Consider the following 19,301-nt stretch of genomic DNA (forward strand, 5'->3'; position numbering starts at 1 on the left):
TTATTGATTATAAAGGTTTAAAATTTTCATTGAGTTCGTTTGAAAAGTTGGCATGTTTATTGGATTAATTTAAACAGAGTGAATACCACCCGATCTTAAATATACCTTAGGGTGTATTTGGCAAGTGATTTACGGTCAGTGCTTCCAAGAGAGTAAAGCTGACCGCTTCGCAAAAGACTTGCGGACTCGATAGGAGAGCAAAATATGACCATTAATGTAAATACCAACGTGTCAGCAATGACCGCTCAGCGTTACTTGACCAAGTCGTCCAACGATTTAAATACCTCGATGGAGCGTCTTTCTTCTGGTAACCGTATTAACAGTGCCAAAGATGATGCGGCAGGTTTGCAAATTTCAAACCGATTGATCGCTCAGTCTCGTGGTCTTGATGTGGCAATGCGTAATGCTAACGATGGTATTTCGATTGCTCAGACCGCTGAAGGAGCAATGAATGAGTCAACCAGCATTCTGCAACGTATGCGTGATTTGGCCCTACAATCAGCCAACGGAACCAACTCAGATGCCGAGCGTCAAGCACTCAACGAAGAGTCGGTTGCTCTGCAAGATGAGTTAAACCGAATTGCAGAAACGACCTCTTTTGGTGGTCGTCGATTGCTCAACGGGTCATTTGGTGAAGCATCATTCCAAATTGGTTCTAGTTCCGGTGAAGCGATCATCATGGGCTTAACCAGTATCCGTGCCGATGACTATCGGATGGGCGGCCAATCTTTTATTGCTACTGAAGGCAAAAACAAAGATTGGGGTGTCGATCCGACGGCAAACGATTTGAAATTAGAGTTCACCAAAAAAGATGGCCAAGAAGTGACATTAGATATCTTAGCCAAAACCGGTGACGATATTGAAGAGCTCGCAACTTACATCAATGGTCAGACTGACTTGCTCAAAGCCTCAGTCGACGAAGATGGTAAGCTACAGATTTTTGTTGCTGAACCACACATTGAAGGTGATTTAACCATCTCTGGAGGCTTAGCGACTGAACTTGGTTTAGCCGGTGGTCCTGGAGAGAAAACGACCGTGCAAAATATTGATATGCGCACTGTTGGTGGCTCGCAAAACGCAGTCGGTATCTTAGATGCAGCGCTTAAATACATTGACTCACAACGCGCGGATTTAGGTGCTAAACAGAACCGACTCAACCACAGTATTAATAACTTGGCCAACATCCAAGAGAACGTCGAAGCCTCGAAGAGCCGGATTAAAGATACCGACTTTGCGAAAGAGACGACTCAGTTGACTAAGTCACAAATATTGCAGCAAGCAGGAACGTCAATTCTTGCTCAAGCAAAACAGTTGCCAAACTCTGCAATATCATTATTGCAGTAGTCCTGGGAGGCGGCATTAATAAGCTCAGACGTGAGTATGTAATCCGCAACCTTGGCAAGGTATGGTTGTTAGAACAGTATAAGCTCTCTCAGATACGCCTGTTTATACTAGGAAAATAACCATACATTATGGTTAGCCATAATGTGTTCATTTCTCTTGATCTCCACATTGGCAATGGCTGCCAACCATAGCCCCGGTTCTCTCAAAGGAAAAGGGGCTTTTCTTTTTTCTGCCAATCCATTTCTCATCCCCCCCGGCCATTACCGCTAAATCTTGAGCTATTTATGTCTTTTTCGGTTGGTTTTGCGTCTTATGCCTCAGTTTCTTCTTTCTAAGTCGCTTAATTCACCTTGCTCAATAAATCCCCTAAAGGAATCGTCGTTTGAGTCGCTATTAAAGATACTTTGAGAGAACTACGTGGTTATCCGAGACGTCGGAAACCGTTCGGCAAGTTCCGCTACGTCTAATATTAATAGGAGACCAATTATGGCGGTAAATGTAAACACTAACGTGTCAGCGATGACGGCACAGAGGTACCTGAACAGTGCAACCAGTGCACAGCAAACGTCAATGGAACGTTTGTCTTCAGGTTTTAAAATTAATAGTGCGAAAGATGATGCTGCAGGTTTGCAGATCTCAAACCGTTTGAATGTGCAAAGTCGTGGTTTAGACGTTGCTGTTCGTAACGCGAATGATGGTATTTCCATGGCACAAACCGCCGAAGGCGCCATGAATGAGACCACCAACATTTTGCAACGGATGCGGGATCTTTCTTTACAATCTGCGAATGGTTCAAACTCAAAATCTGAGCGTGTCGCTATCCAAGAAGAAGTCACGGCACTTAATGATGAATTGAATCGTATTGCAGAGACCACCTCATTTGCGGGTAATCGTCTATTGAACGGTACTTTCCAAACGAAGTCGTTCCAGATTGGATCTCAGAGCGGTGAAGCTGTGATGCTGACCATGAAAGACATGCGTAGTGATAACGCGATGATGGGAGGAACCAGTTACGTTGCGGCGACTGAGGCAGATAAAGATTGGACGGTTAGTGATGGTAGTAATGATTTAACTTTAACCTTGACCGATATTAATGGCGATGAGCAAATCATTAATATTACCGCTAAAGTCGGTGATGATATTGAAGAAGTTGCCACCTACATTAATGGTCAAACTGACTTAGTACAAGCCTCAGTCAATGAGAAGGGGCAGCTACAGGTCTTTACGGGAAATAATGATGTCACTGGCGCCGTCGCTTTTAGTGGTGCATTAGCTACCGAGCTGGATATGCAAACGGGTCAAGCGATCACTATCGATACAATTGATGTAACGACCGTTGGCGGAGCGCAAAAATCGGTGGCCGTTGTTGACGCGGCGCTTAAGTATGTTGATAGTCATCGTGCAGAGCTAGGTGCGTTCCAGAATCGATTCGGCCATGCAATTAATAACTTGGATAACATTAATGAAAATGTTAATGCGTCTAAGAGCCGGATCAAAGATACCGACTTTGCTAAAGAAACTACGGCACTGACTAAATCACAGATTTTAAGTCAAGCGTCGAGCTCAGTCTTAGCTCAAGCGAAACAGGCACCAACGGCGGCACTCGCGCTATTAGGTTAATTAAGATTTAAGTGATAATAAAAAACCCAGCATAAGCTGGGTTTTTTTATAAATGGTGCGGAAGGAGAGACTTGAACTCTCACACCTTGCGGCGCCAGAACCTAAATCTGGTGCGTCTACCAATTTCGCCACTTCCGCACAAATTTTTTAGATAACTTGATTGACTCAAATCATCATTGTAATTGGCAGGTCTACCTGGATTCGAACCAGGGAATGGCGGCATCAAAAGCCGCTGCCTTACCGCTTGGCGATAGACCTACAATGCTGTTAATTTAATAACAGTCTTATCGATAAAGCAACTGTTCAACAGTAACTAACGATAAATGGTGGCTACGACGGGATTCGAACCTGTGACCCCATCATTATGAGTGATGTGCTCTAACCAGCTGAGCTACGTAGCCACGACTAATCAATGGTGCGGAAGGAGAGACTTGAACTCTCACACCTTGCGGCGCCAGAACCTAAATCTGGTGCGTCTACCAATTTCGCCACTTCCGCACAAATTTTGTAGATAATCTGATTGACTCAAACCATCGTTGTAATTGGCAGGTCTACCTGGATTCGAACCAGGGAATGGCGGCATCAAAAGCCGCTGCCTTACCGCTTGGCGATAGACCTGTTGTTGATAGCAGGCTATGCTAACTCAATAAATGGTGCGGAAGGAGAGACTTGAACTCTCACACCTTGCGGCGCCAGAACCTAAATCTGGTGCGTCTACCAATTTCGCCACTTCCGCACAAATTTTTTAGATAACTTGATTGACTCAAATCATCGTTGTAATTGGCAGGTCTACCTGGATTCGAACCAGGGAATGGCGGCATCAAAAGCCGCTGCCTTACCGCTTGGCGATAGACCTGTAATACTGAACTTGGTGCGGAGGGAGGGACTTGAACCCTCACGTCCTAACGGACACTAGCACCTGAAGCTAGCGCGTCTACCAATTTCGCCACCACCGCAAATTCAGTCAATGCTGACACAGTATTGATGGAACTAAATAGTTGGCAGGTCTACCTGGATTCGAACCAGGGAATGGCGGCATCAAAAGCCGCTGCCTTACCGCTTGGCGATAGACCTACATCGGTTAACAGCTATCTACTGCTGACCTCTAATATGGTGCGGAAAGAGAGACTTGAACTCTCACACCTTGCGGCGCCAGAACCTAAATCTGGTGCGTCTACCAATTTCGCCATTTCCGCAAAACTTTACTTTTATAACGAGATAATGGTGCGGAAGGAGAGACTTGAACTCTCACACCTTGCGGCGCCAGAACCTAAATCTGGTGCGTCTACCAATTTCGCCACTTCCGCATCTCGTTATTGTACCTAATCTCAAAGGAAGAGGTAAAATAAGTGGTGGCTACGACGGGATTCGAACCTGTGACCCCATCATTATGAGTGATGTGCTCTAACCAACTGAGCTACGTAGCCATCTTTTTAGAGCGAGAAACTATAATCTATTCTCGCCATCAGTTCCAATAGTTTTTATGTATTGAAACCTAAAGAAATAATGGCAGGTCTACCTGGATTCGAACCAGGGAATGGCGGCATCAAAAGCCGCTGCCTTACCGCTTGGCGATAGACCTACGGTGATAAGTAGCCCTTAGGCAGCCTATCGATAAATGGTGCGGAAAGAGAGACTTGAACTCTCACACCTTGCGGCGCCAGAACCTAAATCTGGTGCGTCTACCAATTTCGCCATTTCCGCATTATTTCCTAACTATTCTACTCAAAGAACACTTAGGAAATGGTGGCTACGACGGGATTCGAACCTGTGACCCCATCATTATGAGTGATGTGCTCTAACCAGCTGAGCTACGTAGCCAATTGCTAAACTGCTTATCACTCACAGCCAGCGTTACGCTCGGAGTTTCGAAGTTGCCTTCTCGCTGCGAACGGTGCGCATTATGCGGATATGGCTGTAGAGCGTCAATAGTTTTTTTGAATAAATTCCTCAAAACCAACTGTTCGAGTTTTTTTTAAACAAAGCTAGCTATTTCTGATCAAAATCTATCCCAAACCGAGTGATTTTCTCATTGTACGTCAAGCAGATGATCATGGTTTATTAGCGATGAATGTAAAAGTAAGCCATGAAAGTTCGATGCAAAAAAAAGCCAACATTGTGTTGGCTTCTTTCGATAGTGGTTAGGTTTTATACGTTAAAGCGGAAATGAATGACATCACCATCTTTGACAATATAATCTTTGCCTTCTAAACGCCATTTACCCGCTTCTTTGGCACCACTCTCGCCTTGGTACTGGATGAAGTCATTGTAACCGATCACTTCGGCACGGATAAATCCACGTTCAAAATCGGTGTGGATTTTTCCTGCTGCTTGAGGAGCTGTCGCGCCTACCGGAACGGTCCAAGCACGGACCTCTTTAACCCCTGCGGTAAAGTAAGTTTGCAAATCAAGCAGTTCATACCCTGAACGAATCACTCGGTTTAAGCCTGGTTCTTCAATACCCAGATCGGCAAGAAACTCAGCACGCTCTTCTTCTTCTAATTCAGAAAGTTCGGCTTCAATAGCAGCACACACGGCCACGACAGAGGCATTTTCTTGGGCTGCATGAGCACGGACCGCGTCTAAATAGGGGTTATTTTCAAAGCCATCTTCATTCACATTAGCAATGTACATGGTTGGCTTAAGGGTGAGGAAATTAAGGTATCCAACCGCAGCAAGTTCTTCTTTGCTTAAGGGGACAGAGCGTGCAGAGCCACCTTCAGTCAGTACTGGCAACAGTTTTTCTAAGACACTAAGCTCAAATTTAGCGTCTTTATCACCGCCTTTTGCACGTTTCGTTTGACGTTGAATCGCGCGTTCGCAACTGTCTAAGTCGGCTAAGGCGAGTTCAAGGTTGATCACTTCGATATCTTCAATGGGTGATACTTTACCGGCGACGTGAACAATATTCTCGTTCTCAAAGCAGCGGACAACGTGACCAATCGCATCGGTTTCGCGGATGTTGGCTAAAAATTTATTACCTAAACCTTCACCTTTTGATGCCCCAGCCACTAAACCTGCGATATCAACAAACTCCATTGTCGTTGGTAGTATGCGTTGTGGATTAACAATTTTTGCCAAGGCGTCGAGACGCAAATCAGGCACTGGTACCACACCAGTGTTTGGTTCAATAGTACAAAACGGGAAGTTAGCCGCTTCGATACCTGCGTTAGTCAGTGCATTAAAAAGGGTTGATTTACCTACGTTAGGTAAACCCACAATGCCACATTTAAAACCCATGTTTGGTAACCTTATTCAGCTTTGAACGTATGTAAGCGGTTTTGCGCTTTAGTTAGGCCATCTTTCAGTAAAATATCGAGACAGCGAACAGATTCATCTACTGCTGCTAGTATGCACTCGTGCTCTTTGTTAGGAGCTTTACTTAACACATAGCCTGCGACTTTGTCTTTGTGTCCTGGATGGCCAATGCCAATACGAAGACGATAGAATTCTTTATTGTTGCCTAATTTACTGATGGTGTCTTTTAACCCATTATGACCACCATGCCCGCCACCTTGTTTAAATTTAGCCACGCCGGGGGGAAGATCCAGTTCGTCATGAGCGATCATGATCTCTTCCGGTTTGATTTGATAAAACTTAGCAAGGGCTGCGACGGCTTTACCAGATAAATTCATATAAGTCGTTGGGATCAGTAAACGCAGATCTTCACCATTAACCAATATACGACCGGTTAATCCGAAAAACTTCACTTCACTTTTCAGTGTCGTATTGTGCACTCGGGCCAGTTCTTCGATGACCCATGCTCCTGCATTATGTCGAGTATTGACGTATTCAGGGCCCGGGTTGGCCAGACCGACAAGTAATTTAATTGGTTGACTCAAGGCTAGGATCCCTTCGGAAACGAAAAAAGCGCGGTATGATAGCATAGAAAAATGCAAAAGGGCGAGATGGCTGATGCTCGACGCCATGAAACAAAAATACCTCGTCATATTTGACGAGGTATTTTACCGATCCAAGACTATCGCTGCTTAGTTAAACATCGCTGAGATAGACTCTTCGTTACTGATTCGGCGGATAGCCTCGGCGAGCATGGTTGATAACGTTAATTGGGTAACTTTACCTGTTGCTGCCATTTCTTTAGATAAAGTGATGGAGTCTGTGACGATCACTTGGTCAAGCACAGAATTTTTGATGTTTTTTGCGGCATTGCCTGAGAAGACAGCATGGGTTGCATAAGCAAACACACGTTTTGCTCCGCGCTCTTTAAGTGCTTCAGCCGCTTTGCATAAGGTTCCGCCGGTATCGATCATATCGTCAACAATCACGCAATCACGGCCTTCAACGTCACCGATTAAGTTCATGACTTCAGAGACGTTGGCACGAGGACGACGTTTATCGACAATCGCGATATCAATATCACCGAGTGCTTTTGCTGTTGCACGAGCACGTACCACACCACCTAGATCCGGAGATACGACGACAGGATCTTCTAAGTTACGTGCTTTCATGTCTTCCAAGAGAACGGGTGTACCGAAGATGTTATCTACCGGTACATCAAAGAAACCTTGAATTTGCTCTGCGTGTAGGTCAATGGTTAAGACCCGATCAACCCCTACGTTAGAGAGAAAGTCAGCAACGACTTTCGCCGTAATTGGAACACGAGCAGAACGCACTCGACGGTCTTGGCGTGCATAGCCAAAGTAAGGGATGACAGCAGTAATACGGCCTGCTGAAGCGCGGCGCATTGCGTCAATCATTACCACCAATTCCATTAAATTGTCATTGGTTGGTGCACAAGTTGATTGAATAATAAATACATCGCTACCACGAACATTTTCGTTGATCTGCACTGCCACTTCTCCATCAGAGAAGCGAGAAACAGTAGCATCACCAAGGGAGATGTATAGACGTTCAGCAATACGTTGGGCTAGTTCAGGTGTGGCGTTACCAGCAAATAGCTTCATATCAGGCACGGTGGAAACCTCAGGGTTGCGTCCAGTTTTTAATTAGGTTGGGTGTCGGCTGATTGGTAATCAGCCAGTGTCTCTTTTAGTGGTGAAACGTTGCGGCCTTGAGCGACAAACGCAGAGACAGTGTCTGGGAGTTTCGCAAGGACAGCTTGCGCTTCTTTTTTGCTCGAAAATTCAGCGAAAACGCAAGACCCGGTCCCGGTCAATCTTGACGGCGCGTATTGTAGCAGCCATGAAAGTTGCTTATCAACCTCTGGGTACTCCAATCGGACAATTTTTTCGCAATCGTTTTCGTAGTTCGCATTGAGTAGAGTATTAATATCACGTTTTGCTGTGTTTCTCGGTAATTTTGGATGAGAAAAAATTACTTTTGTCGCAATACTCACATTTGGGCGAATCACGAGATAATGCTTTTCTTCGGGCTGTACCGGTTGGAGCTTTTCTCCAATACCTTCGGCAAAAGCGGAGAAGCCGTGAATAAAAACTGGAACATCGGCCCCTAAGGTTAGGCCAATCGTCGCGAGTTGATCATCGCTTAACCCACAGCTCCATAAATAATTGAGTGCGACCAACACCGTTGCCGCATTAGAAGAACCGCCACCAATCCCCCCGCCCATTGGTAAGCGTTTGGTTAGTTGAATATCTGCGCCGAATGAGCTCTCGGTTTGCTGCTGTAAGGCGCAAGCCGCACGGTAAATTAGATTATCTTGCAGTGCGACGCCAGGCAGTTGCGGTGAGAGTGTGATTTGCCCTGTCTGATTCGCGGTAATCGTCAGTTCATCGCCATAATCGATAAATTGAAATAATGTTTGCAGGTCGTGATAACCATCAGCGCGTTGTCCGGTAATGTACAAAAACAGATTTAATTTCGCGGGCGATGGCCATACGGTTGGTCGTTGTATCATGGCGTGAGTGTCCATTTAGATATCACAAGGTTAATCGAGGTGTCCTGTTGGGTGAGTAATACTCGGTCTGGCAGAGGGAGAGGTTTATCTTGCCAGAGATATTCGCGGTAGCGATGATAATCTACCGTCCAGCGCGAAAAACCTTGGTTTTTTTGTAATCTAGCCAAGGTATTGTTCGAATTTAATTCAAAGTGATCGGCTTGAGTGGGTAAGCCGACAATCCATGCTTGTAAAAGCTCAATAGGGAGCGTTAATCCAGTCAGAGAGGTAATCAATTGTTCGGCACTGTCAGCGCGGTAGACGTTGTCATCATGGGTGATGACTTGCGCTCCTTGTTGATCAATCGATAAGTTTAATACCGTCTGTCCTAAAAAGGTCGTTAGGCGGAGCTGGGTTTGCTGAGGTGAAATTTGCCACTGAAAATTAAGAGATTGACGCTGATTGGGGTCAATATAGGCGAGTTTTCCAACCAGTTGAAACTGCGTAATGGTCTTTAAGCGAGCTTGGTGTGATTGCCATTCAACGTCACTAATGGGGTCGGGAATGCTGCTACAGCCCCATAGTCCTAAGAGTAAGGTAATAATAAGAAAAATACGTGGCGGTGATATCATCATATGCTCGTTATTTATCCATTTATGGGACACAAGAGCCGTCACTATACCATTGATATCACGAACTCGGGAAAACAAATCCCAATCGCTCTTTCAATAAATAGGTGCATCAAGTAAAATTCGCCGCTCAACCCACTTCTTATCAGAGAACCCTCAATACATGTCCTTGCTTGTTATTGGTATCAATCACAATACAGCTTCGGTTGAGTTGCGAGAAAAAGTGGCCTTTGGAGCAGATAAACTGTCCGAAGCGTTGCGCCATTTATCTGGCCAACCTTACGTCAAGGGAAGTGTGATTTTATCAACCTGTAACCGAACCGAACTGTATTGTGACGTTAAGGTGGCAAGTAAGAATAAACTGATAGAGTGGTTATCTCAGTTTCATCAAGTCAATCTGGAAACCTTAAAGCCCAGTTTATATGTCCATGAAGAGCAAGCGGCAATCCGTCATCTGATGCGCGTTGCTTGTGGATTGGATTCATTAGTACTGGGCGAACCACAAATTTTGGGTCAAGTAAAACAAGCGTATGCGGATTCGCGAGAGAATCGCATGGTCGATTCGGCCTTAGATAAGTTGTTTCAAAAAGCGTTTTCGGTTGCTAAGCGTGTGCGGACTGAAACCGACATTGGTGGTCATGCGGTCTCTGTTGCTTATGCTGCCTGTACGCTGGCAAAACATATTTTTGAATCGTTAACGCAGGCTACGGTGCTATTAGTTGGGGCAGGAGAGACCATCGAATTAGTCGCTAAACATTTGGACGGTCATGGTTGTAAACGAATGATCGTTGCTAACCGAACACGCGAACGGGCCATGGCATTAGCGCAAAATTTTGACGCTGAAGTGATTACCTTAAATGAGATTCCAGATTATTTAGCACAGGCGGATATTGTGATTAGTTCGACCGCTAGTCCGCTGCCCATCATCGGTAAAGGGATGGTCGAAAGCGCGCTCAAAGCGCGTCGTCATCAACCGATGCTGTTAGTCGATATTGCCGTGCCGCGTGATGTGGAATCACAAGTCAGTGAACTTGACGATGCTTATCTCTATTCAGTGGATGATTTACAATCGATTGTTGAGAGTAATATTGAGCAACGTAAGATTGAGGCGATTCAAGCCGAAGCGATCGTCAGCGAAGAAAGCGCAGAATTCATGAGTTGGATGCGCTCGCTGCAGGCGGTCGACAGCATTCGTGACTATCGTCAATCGGCGAACAATATCCGTGAAGAATTACTCAGTAAAAGTTTACAAGCGTTAGCCGCTGGAGGCGATGCGGAAAAGTTATTGGTCGAATTAAGTAATAAACTCACCAATAGATTGATCCATACCCCAACGCGCGCGTTGCAGATGGCAGCCGAGCAAGGGGAGCCAGCAAAACTGGCAATTATTAGACAAAGTTTGGGTCTTGATGACCTTTAATAATTTGTAAATCCTTATTTATTAAAGAAGAAACTATGAAAGCGTCGATTTTAGTTAAGCTTGAATCTTTGGTGGAGCGCTACGAAGAAGTGCAACACTTATTAGGCGATCCTGCCGTGATCGGTGATCAAAATAAATTTCGATCGCTCTCAAAAGAGTACTCGCAGCTCGAAGAAGTCACCCAATGCTTCCAAGCCTATCAGCAAGCTCAGGAAGATTTGCTGGCCGCAGAAGAGATGACCAAAGAAGACGATGCTGAAATGCGCGAAATGGCCCAAGATGAAATGAAAGCGGCCAAAGCGGAAATTGAACGCTTAAGTGCTGAGCTGCAAATTCTTCTGTTACCTAAAGATCCGAATGATGATCGCAACTGTTTCTTAGAAATTCGTGCTGGGGCGGGTGGTGATGAAGCCGGGATTTTTGCTGGTGATCTGTTCCGGATGTACAGCCGTTTTGCTGAGAAAAAAGGCTGGCGGATTGAAGTCATGTCGGCGAGTGAAGCTGAGCATGGTGGTTACAAAGAGATGATAGCCAAAGTTAATGGTGACGGAGCTTACGGGGTATTGAAATTTGAGTCGGGCGGTCACCGAGTGCAACGTGTTCCCGCGACCGAATCTCAAGGTCGTGTACATACTTCTGCGTGTACTGTGGCTGTGATGCCTGAGATCCCTGAAGCCGAAATTCCTGAAATTAAAGCCAGCGATCTAAAAATTGATACCTTCCGCTCATCAGGAGCAGGTGGCCAGCACGTTAACACGACGGATTCAGCAATTCGAATTACCCACTTGCCAACGGGGATTGTGGTTGAGTGTCAGGATGAGCGTTCTCAACATAAGAACAAAGCTAAAGCGATGTCTGTGCTTGGCGCTCGGATTGTTCAGGCTGAAGAGAAAAAACGTGCGGCGGAAATCTCCGATACCCGACGCAATCTACTTGGCTCAGGCGATCGCAGTGATCGCATTCGCACTTACAACTATCCACAGAGTCGAGTGTCCGATCATCGTATTAACCTCACCATTTATCGTCTCAATGAGGTGATGGAAGGCGATTTACAAGCCTTGATTGATCCTGTTGTCCAAGAGCATCAAGCGGATCTGCTGGCTGCGTTATCTGATAACCATTAATTCATTCATTATCATGACGATACAAGCCTTATTGGCTAACGCTAAGCGGCAACTTATCGAGAGCGGCAGCGATTCGCCGTCTCTTGATGCCGCGCTGCTGCTTTGCCATGTATTACAAAAACCGCGCTCCTATTTATTGACGTGGCCAGATAAAAGACTCGATGCAGAGGCTATTTCTGCTTTCGAGGTGTTGCTCGCACGGCGTATCGCCGGTGAGCCGATCGCTTATATTATTGGTGAACGCGAATTTTGGTCGCTGCCCCTAAAAGTCGCACCATCGACCTTAATACCTCGTCCGGATACTGAACGCTTAGTTGAATTAGCACTGGATAAAGTCGTACTTATTGAGGGCGATATCCTTGATCTAGGGACTGGAACTGGAGCTATCGCATTAGCGCTTGCTTCAGAGCTACCTCAGCGCCACGTACTGGGGATCGATCTGCGTTCAGAGGCCGTTGAGCTTGCCGAGGATAATCGCAAACGATTACAGCTCTCCAATGTCACATTTTTGCAAGGCAGTTGGTTTACCCCTCTCGCTAACGGTATAAAGTTTGCTTTGATTGCTTCTAACCCGCCTTATATTGAGGAACACGATCCCCATTTACAGCAAGGGGATGTTCGTTTTGAACCGAGAAGCGCTCTGGTCGCAGGCGATAATGGATTAGCCGATATTAAACATATCGCGACTTCGGCGCGTGAATATTTACTCGATCAAGGCTGGCTGTTGTTTGAACATGGTTACCAACAAGGCAAAGCAGTGCGAACTATTCTGAGTGAACTTGGCTATCAGCAAGTGGTTACGGAGCAAGACTACGCTGGTAACGATCGAGTCACCTTGGGTCAATGTCGATTTTAAAGAGGAACACATGTACGAAGTACTTAAATCACTCCATCTCTTCACTATAGCTACTAGCGCTTTCTTATTGAGTGTTCGTTATATTTTAATGATGATGGATTCCCATTGGCTACAACATAAGTTTCTGAAAATTTATCCGCACATTAACGATAGTCTGTTATTAGTTACTGGCATTTGGCTTATCGTGATCACTGGCTTTATACCTTATACGGCTGCAGCGCCGTGGATGACCGATAAAATTACTTGTGTCTTGGCTTATATCGCTTTGGGCTTTTTTGCGCTTAAGTTTGGTCGTAATAAGCTGTTACGCTCGTTTGCTTTTCTTGGCGCGATGGGCTGGCTGATCATGGCGGGTAAAGTGACGGCTTCTAAAGCACCGATGTTTTTCAGTTAATATCATGGACTCGATAAATCAATGCTGAATTTATTTGATGAAGATTTTGATGCAATGGATTTAGTGGAAGGTGCGCTGGCATTAAATAAAGCCATCAATCCGGAGACTAAAGTCGATTGGGCTCTCGCTGAATTGCAAAGGCTGTACCATCAAGCTGAGTTAGCTTTAGCTGATGAATCAAATACAAAGCAGCGCTTTGCCCTATTTTTGGATGTTTTTTATCATCAATGGGGCTTTGTTGGCGATAAAGAAACCTATTTTCATTCTCGTAACGGTTTTATTGATAAAGTCCTCGAACGTCGTCAGGGAATACCGGTGAGTCTTGGAGCGTTGCTGCTCTATTTTGCTAGGCGCTTTGATTTTCCCGTGCAAGGAATTACTTTTCCTACCCAGTTTTTACTTGAAGTGCAGTGGCCTGATGAAGCTCCGCTGTATCTCAATCCTTTTTCCGGCGAGTTTGTCTCGAAATACATGCTCAATGCGTGGTTGGTTGGTCATAAAGGCCCTTTGGCCCGCTTGCAGGCTGAGCATCTAAAACCGACCGATAATCCAACGATTATTGGTCGCTGGTTAGCCTTATTGAAAAGTGCCTTGTTGCGCGAAGAGCGCTATACTTTGGCGCTGCGCTGCACCAATTTAGCGTTAACCTTTGTCCCTGATGATCCTTATGAAATACGCGATCGTGGTTTTATCTATCAGCAGTTAGACTGTCATCAGGTGGCGTTATCCGATTTCCAATATTTTATTGAACACTGCCCTGATGATCCCGCAGCGCAGTTACTCAAGAATCAAATGAATGCGCTAACGGTTTATCCAGTGACGCTGCATTAATCACAACTTAAGAGAACTCACTATGGAACAAAAAATTGTTCATATCGGTCATATTCCGGTCGCCAATGATCATCCCTTTACTCTGTTTGCTGGTATGAATGTGTTGGAATCTCGTGATTTGGCGATGCAAATTTGCGAGTACTACGTCAAAGTAACCGAAAAGCTTGGTATTCCTTACGTGTTTAAAGCATCGTTTGATAAGGCTAACCGTAGCTCGGTACATTCATATCGTGGGCCAGGTTTGGAAGAGGGCATGAAAATCTTTCAAGAGCTGAAAGAGACCTTCGGGGTGAAAATTATTACCGACGTACACACCGAAGCGCAGGCTCAGCCAGTCTCTGAGGTCGTTGATGTGATTCAGTTGCCAGCATTTTTAGCACGTCAAACGGATTTAGTCGAAGCGATGGCAAAAACGGGCGCAGTCATTAACGTTAAAAAACCGCAGTTTATGAGCCCAGGACAAGTAGGCAATATTGTTGAAAAGTTCGCGGAATGTGGCAATGAGCAAGTCATTTTATGTGAGCGTGGTGCTTGCCATGGTTACGATAACTTAGTGGTCGATATGCTTGGATTTGGCGTGATGAAAAAAGCCTCTCAAGGCAGTCCAATCATTTTCGATGTTACCCATTCACTGCAGATGCGCGATCCATTGGGGGCCGCTTCTGGTGGTCGCCGTGAGCAAACCGTGGAACTGGCTAAAGCTGGTTTAGCGACGGGCATCGCTGGTTTATTTATCGAAGCTCACCCGACGCCTGATCAAGCGAAATGTGATGGTCCTTCGGCGTTACCGTTGGATAAGCTTGAGCCTTTCTTAGCACAAATGAAAGCGTTGGATGATTTGATTAAGAGCTTTGCACCGATCGATATCCGTTAAGTTCAATCCTTGCGCTTTAAAAAAACGGGTAAGATAATTCCTTACCCGTTTTGGTTTGGGCAATAAGGAGTAGTTAAGCATGACCCCAGCCATTGATTTAGCGAAAAAAAAGCACATCGCCCACACGATTCATCACTATGAGCATGATCCTAGTCATCCGAGTTATGGTTTAGAAGCTGCGCAAGCGTTAGGTCAGGACCCCGCGACGGTATTCAAAACGTTATTATTCTGTCTCAATGGCGAAGCTAAGCATTTGGCCGTTGCGGTGATCCCTGTTGAAAAAAAACTCAACTTAAAGCTCGCGGCAAAAGCGGCAAAAGCAAAAAAAGCCGAGATGGCCGATCCAGAGATCGCTCAAAAGGTCACGGGTTATGTGGTGGGGGGGATCAGTCCGTTAGGACAAAAGAAACGCTTGCCGACTTTTATTCACAGCAGTGCCGAGACATTGACCACTTTGTGTGTCAGTGCAGGCAAGCGTGGTTTAGAGATAGAGCTCAGCCCACAAGATCTCACTAAGCTCACTGGTGGACAGTTTGTTGATTTGTGCCAATAAATCTGTCGATTTGTGGTTGCAAGTGGCGATGTGGGACGCCCTCGTTCATCTTGATGATATTTGTTGATGAGCATCGGATAAACGAGGGTTTCACTGATCATTTTCCCACTTGAATTGGCCGCCGTCTTGGCGACATGATCAATGCTTATCCATTTGCGTGTTGTCGACCACGTGGTTTTCACCGAGATCTTTTGGCAACACTAAGTTGAGAATAATCGCCACAATTCCACACAAACTCACACCTTGTAAACTAAATTCACCAATGCCAAACGCCATACCACCAATCCCGAAAACCAGAGTGACAGCGACAATCACAAGGTTACGAGATTTGTGTAAGTCGACTTGGTTTCGGATTAAGGTATTGAGTCCAACGGTGGCTATCGATCCAAATAATAGAATCATAATCCCGCCCATCACTGGGATTGGAATGGTTTGTAACAACGCTCCAAGCTTACCGACCAAGGCTAATACAATCGCCGTTACTGCCGCCCAAGTCATGATCACCGGGTTAAAGGCTTTAGTTAGCATTACCGCGCCAGTGACTTCACTGTAGGTTGTATTTGGTGGTGCACCGACCATGCTGGCTGCTATGGTCGCAAACCCATCTCCCGCAATGGTACGGTGTAAGCCCGGTTTTTTAAGGTAATCTTTTCCGGTGACATTAGAGATTGCGAGCATATCGCCGACGTGCTCAACGGCTGGAGCAATCGCAACAGGAATCATAAATAAAATGGCATTAATGTTAAATTCAGGAAAGGTGAAGTTTGGCAATGCCAACCACGCGGCTTGTTGAACCGGAACAAAACTGACCACACCAAAGTACAGAGAAACGCTATAACCGGCGGCAATCCCTGCACAAATAGGAATGAGTTTAAAAAAACCTCGCGAAAAGACACTGACCCCAACGGTCACCAGTAGTGAAATCGCTGAAATCCATAACGCAGCTTGTGCATCAATCAACTGTACTGAACCATCACCCGTTCTACCCAGTGCCATATTGACCGCAGTAGGCGCGAGACCTAATCCAATCACCATGATAACCGGCCCAACGACCACGGGGGGTAATAGCGTATGTACAAAGCCCACGCCCCGAACTTTAATGATAGCGCCGAGTAAGACGTAGACTGCGCCTGCGGCCATTAGGCCCCCCATTGTTGCCCCAATTCCCCAAGTTTGTACGCCATACATAATGGGAGCAATAAAAGCGAAAGAAGAGGCGAGAAAGATAGGTACAGAGCGGCGAGTAATGATTTGGAAGATTAAGGTGCCTACACCTGCCCCAAACAGAGCAACGTTAGGATCAAGCCCGGTCAGCAATGGAACCAGAACCAGAGCACCAAATGCGACAAATAACATTTGTGCACCTTGAATGGCATTTTTCATCGTGTTTTCCCTGAAGCAAAATAAAATTCGCGGGATTCTATCATCTTTGCAAACGATTGCTATGGGTTATGGATCAAACTTTTTCTGGTTTCTGATCATTAATAAGCTGAAAAGGTTTGGCGTTACGACTGATGAGGTAGGAATCAGGTAGGAAAAACTGCGGAAAATTGACACTGGCTCTGGTACTGCGCCTTGCCCCGACCTAGATAGTTGCTTATCATCAATGCTCACTTGGAATCTATGGTAACCGTATGCGCTATTTCGTTTTGTTGTTGATGGGGTTAATCAGTCTGCCAGTATTGGCGTTAACCAAAATCAATCTGTACCAAGCTGAAGTTGTGATCGACGAGCAGCACAATAACCCAGAAGCTGAAGCTCGAATTCGTGCCATGCAAGAGGTGATTGTTCGAGCCACGGGGAGTCAGGACTCATTGAACAATGACGTTGTCAGTAAAGCGCTGCGTCAAAGTGCTCAATACGCGAATCAGATCAGCTATGGACAACTCAATGATCAAAGAACATTAAGAATTGCCTTTAGTGGACCACGCATCCGAGCTCTGTTAACTCAAGCGCATTTAGCATTCTGGCCAGAAGACCGGGCCAATATTTTAGTGTGGTTGGTAGAAGAATCTGACTATGAGCGGCGTATCATTTGGGAGCATTCACAAACCGACGTTGTATCGCAATTAAAAATGCAGGCTGAGCAACGTGGTTTACCGCTTACTTTTCCTGTCGGTGATTTTGAGGATGTGACGAGTATTCAAAGCTCCGATCTTTGGGGCGGCTTTACGGAGTCAATTGCGACGGCGAGTCAACGCTATACCAGCGATGCCATTTTAGTGCTACGAGCTCAAGGTTCCACTTTGCGTTGGGCGTTGTACGATCAATCCGCCGAACAGATGCTAACCTCTCCTAAAGTCCCAGTCAGTGGTCAGACTTCTGGCGAGGAGGCAATGAACACATTCATCGATGTATTGGCTAATCACTACGCTAAAAAAAGTGCGGTGTTAGTGGGTAGCGAGTCTTCACAAACGCTGTGGGCGGCATTTAAACCGATTAATAATGCTCAGGCTTTCTTTACCTTGGAGGAGAGCGTGAGACGCTTAAGCTCAGTCGCCTCTTTGGATATTGTGAGTATTCGAGGGGATGAAGTTATCTTCAATGTGCATTTATTAGCTAGCGAAGCTGATTTCGCTCAGGAAGTGCTTCGTCTGCGCCAAGTAACGCAGAGAGCGGTACCGAAACTCGTTGAGCGTGAAAATATTGAGCAAGAACAGGAGAAAGAATATCGTGAACCAGAGGATAAGCGACCGGTGGTGACACCACCTAAAAGAACCCAGCTTTATTTCTCTTGGCAAGATTAACTTCCCCCTGTTTAAGGGGATTGATGGTTGCTGAAGATGTTAATCGGTAAAGTCAGACAAAATCCCTCCCACCGATTTAATTGACTTGTCCCAGCCCTTTTTAGAGGTTGGGACTCACGTTTTCAATTAATGATTATCACCCTCGTTTAAGGCAACGGCGAGTTGAGCAAGGCGTTGACCAAGACGTTGGGCTAATTCACTCTCATCATGGGTTAAGGTGCTATTTGCAGAGTCAGCCACATGACTGGCGCCGTAAGGGGTGCCACCAGATCGAGTGGTATGCAGCTTGGGTTCTGAATAAGGAATCCCCATAATCAACATGCCATGGTGCAGCAAAGGTAGCATCATGGTCTGTTGAGTCGTCTCTTGTCCGCCATGTAATGTTGCCGAGCTAGTAAATACGCAGGCTGGTTTATCAATTAACGAACCTTTTACCCATAGTGGGGTGGTTTGATCCCAAAAATGTTTTAATGGTGCCGCCATATTTCCGAACCAAACGGGGCTACCGACGGCTAAGCCATGACACTGTTCTAACTCATCGAAGGTTAAGTAAGGATCACTCACGTTTCCTTGCGCAGGTTCTAGCTCAGGAACAGTACGTAAAATTGCCTCACATCCAGAGACCGACTCAATACCTCGGGCAATATGCCGAGCCAAGCTGCGGGTACTTCCGTGACGGCTGTAGTACAGAACGATCAGACGAGTCATAAAATATCCAGTACCTGTTCTGGTGGACGACCGAGACGCGCTTGTTGATTGGCAATCACAATCGGGCGTTCGATCAGAATGGGGTGTTCTACCATGGCTGAAAATAACGCCTCGTCAGAGAGGGTAGGATCGGCTAAATTCAGGGTTTTATATAAGGCTTCTTTACAACGCATCATGTCTCGAACCTGACTATGAGGTAACTTTTCATGAATGGCTTTGAGTTGTTCAATGGTCAATGGGGTTTGTAAATAGTGGATAATGTTCAGCTGCAGGTTACGTGCTTCTAATAGCGCTAACGTTTCGCGGCTTTTAGAGCAGCGTGGATTGTGATAAATGGTAACGGACATCCTCTCTCCTTAATAAAGATGGTTTATTATTTAAGTTGC

The 19,301-nt window shown here is 45.7% G+C and carries 18 protein-coding genes and 15 tRNA genes; 10 read left to right on the plus strand and 23 right to left on the minus strand.

From position 1 onward, the window contains the following. Positions 1-204 precede the first annotated feature (204 nt). The gene (locus tag FKN88_RS09760; protein ID WP_040904115.1) at positions 205-1,344 is read left to right on the plus strand and encodes a flagellin; all 1,140 of its coding nucleotides are present in this window, start codon (positions 205-207) and stop codon (positions 1,342-1,344) included. Between the two features lie 486 nt (positions 1,345-1,830). Further along, positions 1,831-2,964, plus strand: a complete 1,134-nt coding sequence (locus FKN88_RS09765; RefSeq protein WP_154170401.1) for a flagellin — start codon at positions 1,831-1,833, stop codon at positions 2,962-2,964. A 53-nt stretch (positions 2,965-3,017) separates the two neighbouring features. On the opposite strand, the gene FKN88_RS09770 is transcribed toward FKN88_RS09765, so the two are convergent. From FKN88_RS09770 to lolB, 20 genes are all read right to left on the minus strand, one after another. Next, positions 3,018-3,102, minus strand: a tRNA-Leu gene (locus tag FKN88_RS09770). Between the two features lie 45 nt (positions 3,103-3,147). Next, positions 3,148-3,222: transfer RNA gene (locus FKN88_RS09775), tRNA-Gln, on the minus strand. A 66-nt stretch (positions 3,223-3,288) separates the two neighbouring features. Next, a tRNA-Met gene (locus FKN88_RS09780) sits at positions 3,289-3,365 on the minus strand. Between the two features lie 12 nt (positions 3,366-3,377). Beyond that, positions 3,378-3,462 (minus strand) — tRNA-Leu (locus FKN88_RS09785). Between the two features lie 45 nt (positions 3,463-3,507). After that, a tRNA-Gln gene (locus FKN88_RS09790) sits at positions 3,508-3,582 on the minus strand. Between the two features lie 33 nt (positions 3,583-3,615). After that, positions 3,616-3,700 (minus strand) — tRNA-Leu (locus FKN88_RS09795). 45 nt (positions 3,701-3,745) lie between these two features. Continuing rightward, a tRNA-Gln gene (locus FKN88_RS09800) sits at positions 3,746-3,820 on the minus strand. 13 nt (positions 3,821-3,833) lie between these two features. Next, positions 3,834-3,920: transfer RNA gene (locus FKN88_RS09805), tRNA-Leu, on the minus strand. A gap of 43 nt (positions 3,921-3,963) precedes the next feature. Continuing rightward, positions 3,964-4,038, minus strand: a tRNA-Gln gene (locus FKN88_RS09810). Between the two features lie 37 nt (positions 4,039-4,075). Next, a tRNA-Leu gene (locus tag FKN88_RS09815) sits at positions 4,076-4,160 on the minus strand. A 26-nt stretch (positions 4,161-4,186) separates the two neighbouring features. Next, positions 4,187-4,271 (minus strand) — tRNA-Leu (locus FKN88_RS09820). Between the two features lie 43 nt (positions 4,272-4,314). Continuing rightward, positions 4,315-4,391: transfer RNA gene (locus FKN88_RS09825), tRNA-Met, on the minus strand. Between the two features lie 80 nt (positions 4,392-4,471). Beyond that, positions 4,472-4,546 (minus strand) — tRNA-Gln (locus FKN88_RS09830). A gap of 37 nt (positions 4,547-4,583) precedes the next feature. After that, a tRNA-Leu gene (locus tag FKN88_RS09835) sits at positions 4,584-4,668 on the minus strand. A 40-nt stretch (positions 4,669-4,708) separates the two neighbouring features. Further along, positions 4,709-4,785 (minus strand) — tRNA-Met (locus FKN88_RS09840). Positions 4,786-5,112: 327 nt separating this feature from the next. Further along, the gene (gene ychF, locus FKN88_RS09845) at positions 5,113-6,204 is read right to left on the minus strand and encodes a redox-regulated ATPase YchF (RefSeq protein ID WP_154170403.1); all 1,092 of its coding nucleotides are present in this window, start codon (positions 6,202-6,204) and stop codon (positions 5,113-5,115) included. A gap of 11 nt (positions 6,205-6,215) precedes the next feature. Next, positions 6,216-6,806, minus strand: a complete 591-nt coding sequence (gene pth / locus FKN88_RS09850; protein ID WP_158139056.1) for an aminoacyl-tRNA hydrolase — start codon at positions 6,804-6,806, stop codon at positions 6,216-6,218. A 147-nt stretch (positions 6,807-6,953) separates the two neighbouring features. Then, positions 6,954-7,898: a ribose-phosphate pyrophosphokinase gene (locus tag FKN88_RS09855; RefSeq protein WP_004394723.1), complete on the minus strand. Its 945-nt coding sequence runs from the start codon at positions 7,896-7,898 to the stop codon at positions 6,954-6,956. Between the two features lie 29 nt (positions 7,899-7,927). Next, positions 7,928-8,800: a 4-(cytidine 5'-diphospho)-2-C-methyl-D-erythritol kinase gene (gene ispE / locus FKN88_RS09860; protein WP_154170405.1), complete on the minus strand. Its 873-nt coding sequence runs from the start codon at positions 8,798-8,800 to the stop codon at positions 7,928-7,930. After that, positions 8,797-9,411, minus strand: coding sequence for a lipoprotein insertase outer membrane protein LolB (gene lolB, locus FKN88_RS09865; RefSeq protein ID WP_154170743.1), 615 nt, complete (start codon positions 9,409-9,411; stop codon positions 8,797-8,799). Before lolB ends, ispE begins: the two co-directional genes overlap by 4 nt. Positions 9,412-9,571: 160 nt before the next feature. Between lolB and hemA the strand changes: the two genes are divergently transcribed. The 7 genes from hemA (at position 9,572) to ybaK (ending at position 15,460) form a co-directional block, all read left to right on the plus strand. Further along, on the plus strand, positions 9,572-10,828 hold the full coding sequence (hemA, locus tag FKN88_RS09870) for a glutamyl-tRNA reductase (RefSeq protein WP_004394726.1): 1,257 nt from the start codon (positions 9,572-9,574) through the stop codon (positions 10,826-10,828). A gap of 35 nt (positions 10,829-10,863) precedes the next feature. Then, positions 10,864-11,952 (plus strand): peptide chain release factor 1, encoded by a 1,089-nt coding sequence (prfA, locus tag FKN88_RS09875; protein WP_154170407.1) that lies wholly within the window; start codon positions 10,864-10,866, stop codon positions 11,950-11,952. Positions 11,953-11,959: 7 nt separating this feature from the next. Next, positions 11,960-12,808, plus strand: a complete 849-nt coding sequence (gene prmC / locus FKN88_RS09880; protein WP_306687519.1) for a peptide chain release factor N(5)-glutamine methyltransferase — start codon at positions 11,960-11,962, stop codon at positions 12,806-12,808. Between the two features lie 10 nt (positions 12,809-12,818). Further along, positions 12,819-13,202 (plus strand): SirB2 family protein, encoded by a 384-nt coding sequence (locus tag FKN88_RS09885; protein WP_040904120.1) that lies wholly within the window; start codon positions 12,819-12,821, stop codon positions 13,200-13,202. 21 nt (positions 13,203-13,223) lie between these two features. Then, positions 13,224-14,033 carry a SirB1 family protein gene (locus FKN88_RS09890; protein ID WP_004394730.1) on the plus strand — a complete coding sequence of 270 codons (810 nt, stop codon included), beginning with the start codon at positions 13,224-13,226 and terminating at the stop codon, positions 14,031-14,033. A 22-nt stretch (positions 14,034-14,055) separates the two neighbouring features. Further along, positions 14,056-14,907: a 3-deoxy-8-phosphooctulonate synthase gene (kdsA, locus tag FKN88_RS09895; RefSeq protein WP_004394731.1), complete on the plus strand. Its 852-nt coding sequence runs from the start codon at positions 14,056-14,058 to the stop codon at positions 14,905-14,907. A 79-nt stretch (positions 14,908-14,986) separates the two neighbouring features. Then, positions 14,987-15,460 (plus strand): Cys-tRNA(Pro) deacylase, encoded by a 474-nt coding sequence (ybaK, locus tag FKN88_RS09900; protein ID WP_004394732.1) that lies wholly within the window; start codon positions 14,987-14,989, stop codon positions 15,458-15,460. Between the two features lie 138 nt (positions 15,461-15,598). Here the strand turns inward: ybaK and FKN88_RS09905 are convergent, their stop codons facing one another. Next, positions 15,599-16,843: a uracil-xanthine permease family protein gene (locus FKN88_RS09905; protein WP_004394733.1), complete on the minus strand. Its 1,245-nt coding sequence runs from the start codon at positions 16,841-16,843 to the stop codon at positions 15,599-15,601. Between the two features lie 251 nt (positions 16,844-17,094). Here FKN88_RS09905 and FKN88_RS09910 point away from each other — a divergent pair, with 251 nt between their 5' ends. Further along, the gene (locus FKN88_RS09910; protein ID WP_170904290.1) at positions 17,095-18,207 is read left to right on the plus strand and encodes a DUF2066 domain-containing protein; all 1,113 of its coding nucleotides are present in this window, start codon (positions 17,095-17,097) and stop codon (positions 18,205-18,207) included. A 126-nt stretch (positions 18,208-18,333) separates the two neighbouring features. Here FKN88_RS09910 and wrbA read toward each other — a convergent pair whose 3' ends face one another. Further along, a complete protein-coding gene (wrbA, locus tag FKN88_RS09915) occupies positions 18,334-18,915 on the minus strand; it encodes an NAD(P)H:quinone oxidoreductase (protein ID WP_154170411.1) in 582 nt (193 codons plus the stop codon). Beyond that, complete coding sequence (gene arsC / locus FKN88_RS09920; protein WP_004394736.1) at positions 18,912-19,262, minus strand: arsenate reductase (glutaredoxin); 351 nt, start codon at positions 19,260-19,262, stop codon at positions 18,912-18,914. Before arsC ends, wrbA begins: the two co-directional genes overlap by 4 nt. Positions 19,263-19,301: the final 39 nt, after the last annotated feature.

Source organism: Vibrio sp. 2017_1457_13, from assembly GCF_030851525.1.
Taxonomy (GTDB): domain Bacteria; phylum Pseudomonadota; class Gammaproteobacteria; order Enterobacterales; family Vibrionaceae; genus Vibrio; species Vibrio metschnikovii.

Bases quoted from the DNA above. Each gene is read 5' to 3' on its own strand.
- lolB (WP_154170743.1), bottom strand. From the start codon at position 9,411: ATGATATCACCGCCACGTATTTTTCTTATTATTACCTTACTCTTAGGA.
- hemA (WP_004394726.1), top strand. From the start codon at position 9,572: ATGTCCTTGCTTGTTATTGGTATCAATCACAATACAGCTTCGGTTGAG.
- FKN88_RS09760 (WP_040904115.1), top strand. From the start codon at position 205: ATGACCATTAATGTAAATACCAACGTGTCAGCAATGACCGCTCAGCGT.
- arsC (WP_004394736.1), bottom strand. From the start codon at position 19,262: ATGTCCGTTACCATTTATCACAATCCACGCTGCTCTAAAAGCCGCGAA.
- FKN88_RS09905 (WP_004394733.1), bottom strand. From the start codon at position 16,843: ATGAAAAATGCCATTCAAGGTGCACAAATGTTATTTGTCGCATTTGGT.
- wrbA (WP_154170411.1), bottom strand. From the start codon at position 18,915: ATGACTCGTCTGATCGTTCTGTACTACAGCCGTCACGGAAGTACCCGC.
- kdsA (WP_004394731.1), top strand. From the start codon at position 14,056: ATGGAACAAAAAATTGTTCATATCGGTCATATTCCGGTCGCCAATGAT.
- ispE (WP_154170405.1), bottom strand. From the start codon at position 8,800: ATGATACAACGACCAACCGTATGGCCATCGCCCGCGAAATTAAATCTG.
- FKN88_RS09910 (WP_170904290.1), top strand. From the start codon at position 17,095: ATGCGCTATTTCGTTTTGTTGTTGATGGGGTTAATCAGTCTGCCAGTA.
- ybaK (WP_004394732.1), top strand. From the start codon at position 14,987: ATGACCCCAGCCATTGATTTAGCGAAAAAAAAGCACATCGCCCACACG.
- ychF (WP_154170403.1), bottom strand. From the start codon at position 6,204: ATGGGTTTTAAATGTGGCATTGTGGGTTTACCTAACGTAGGTAAATCA.
- prfA (WP_154170407.1), top strand. From the start codon at position 10,864: ATGAAAGCGTCGATTTTAGTTAAGCTTGAATCTTTGGTGGAGCGCTAC.
- FKN88_RS09765 (WP_154170401.1), top strand. From the start codon at position 1,831: ATGGCGGTAAATGTAAACACTAACGTGTCAGCGATGACGGCACAGAGG.
- FKN88_RS09885 (WP_040904120.1), top strand. From the start codon at position 12,819: ATGTACGAAGTACTTAAATCACTCCATCTCTTCACTATAGCTACTAGC.
- FKN88_RS09890 (WP_004394730.1), top strand. From the start codon at position 13,224: ATGCTGAATTTATTTGATGAAGATTTTGATGCAATGGATTTAGTGGAA.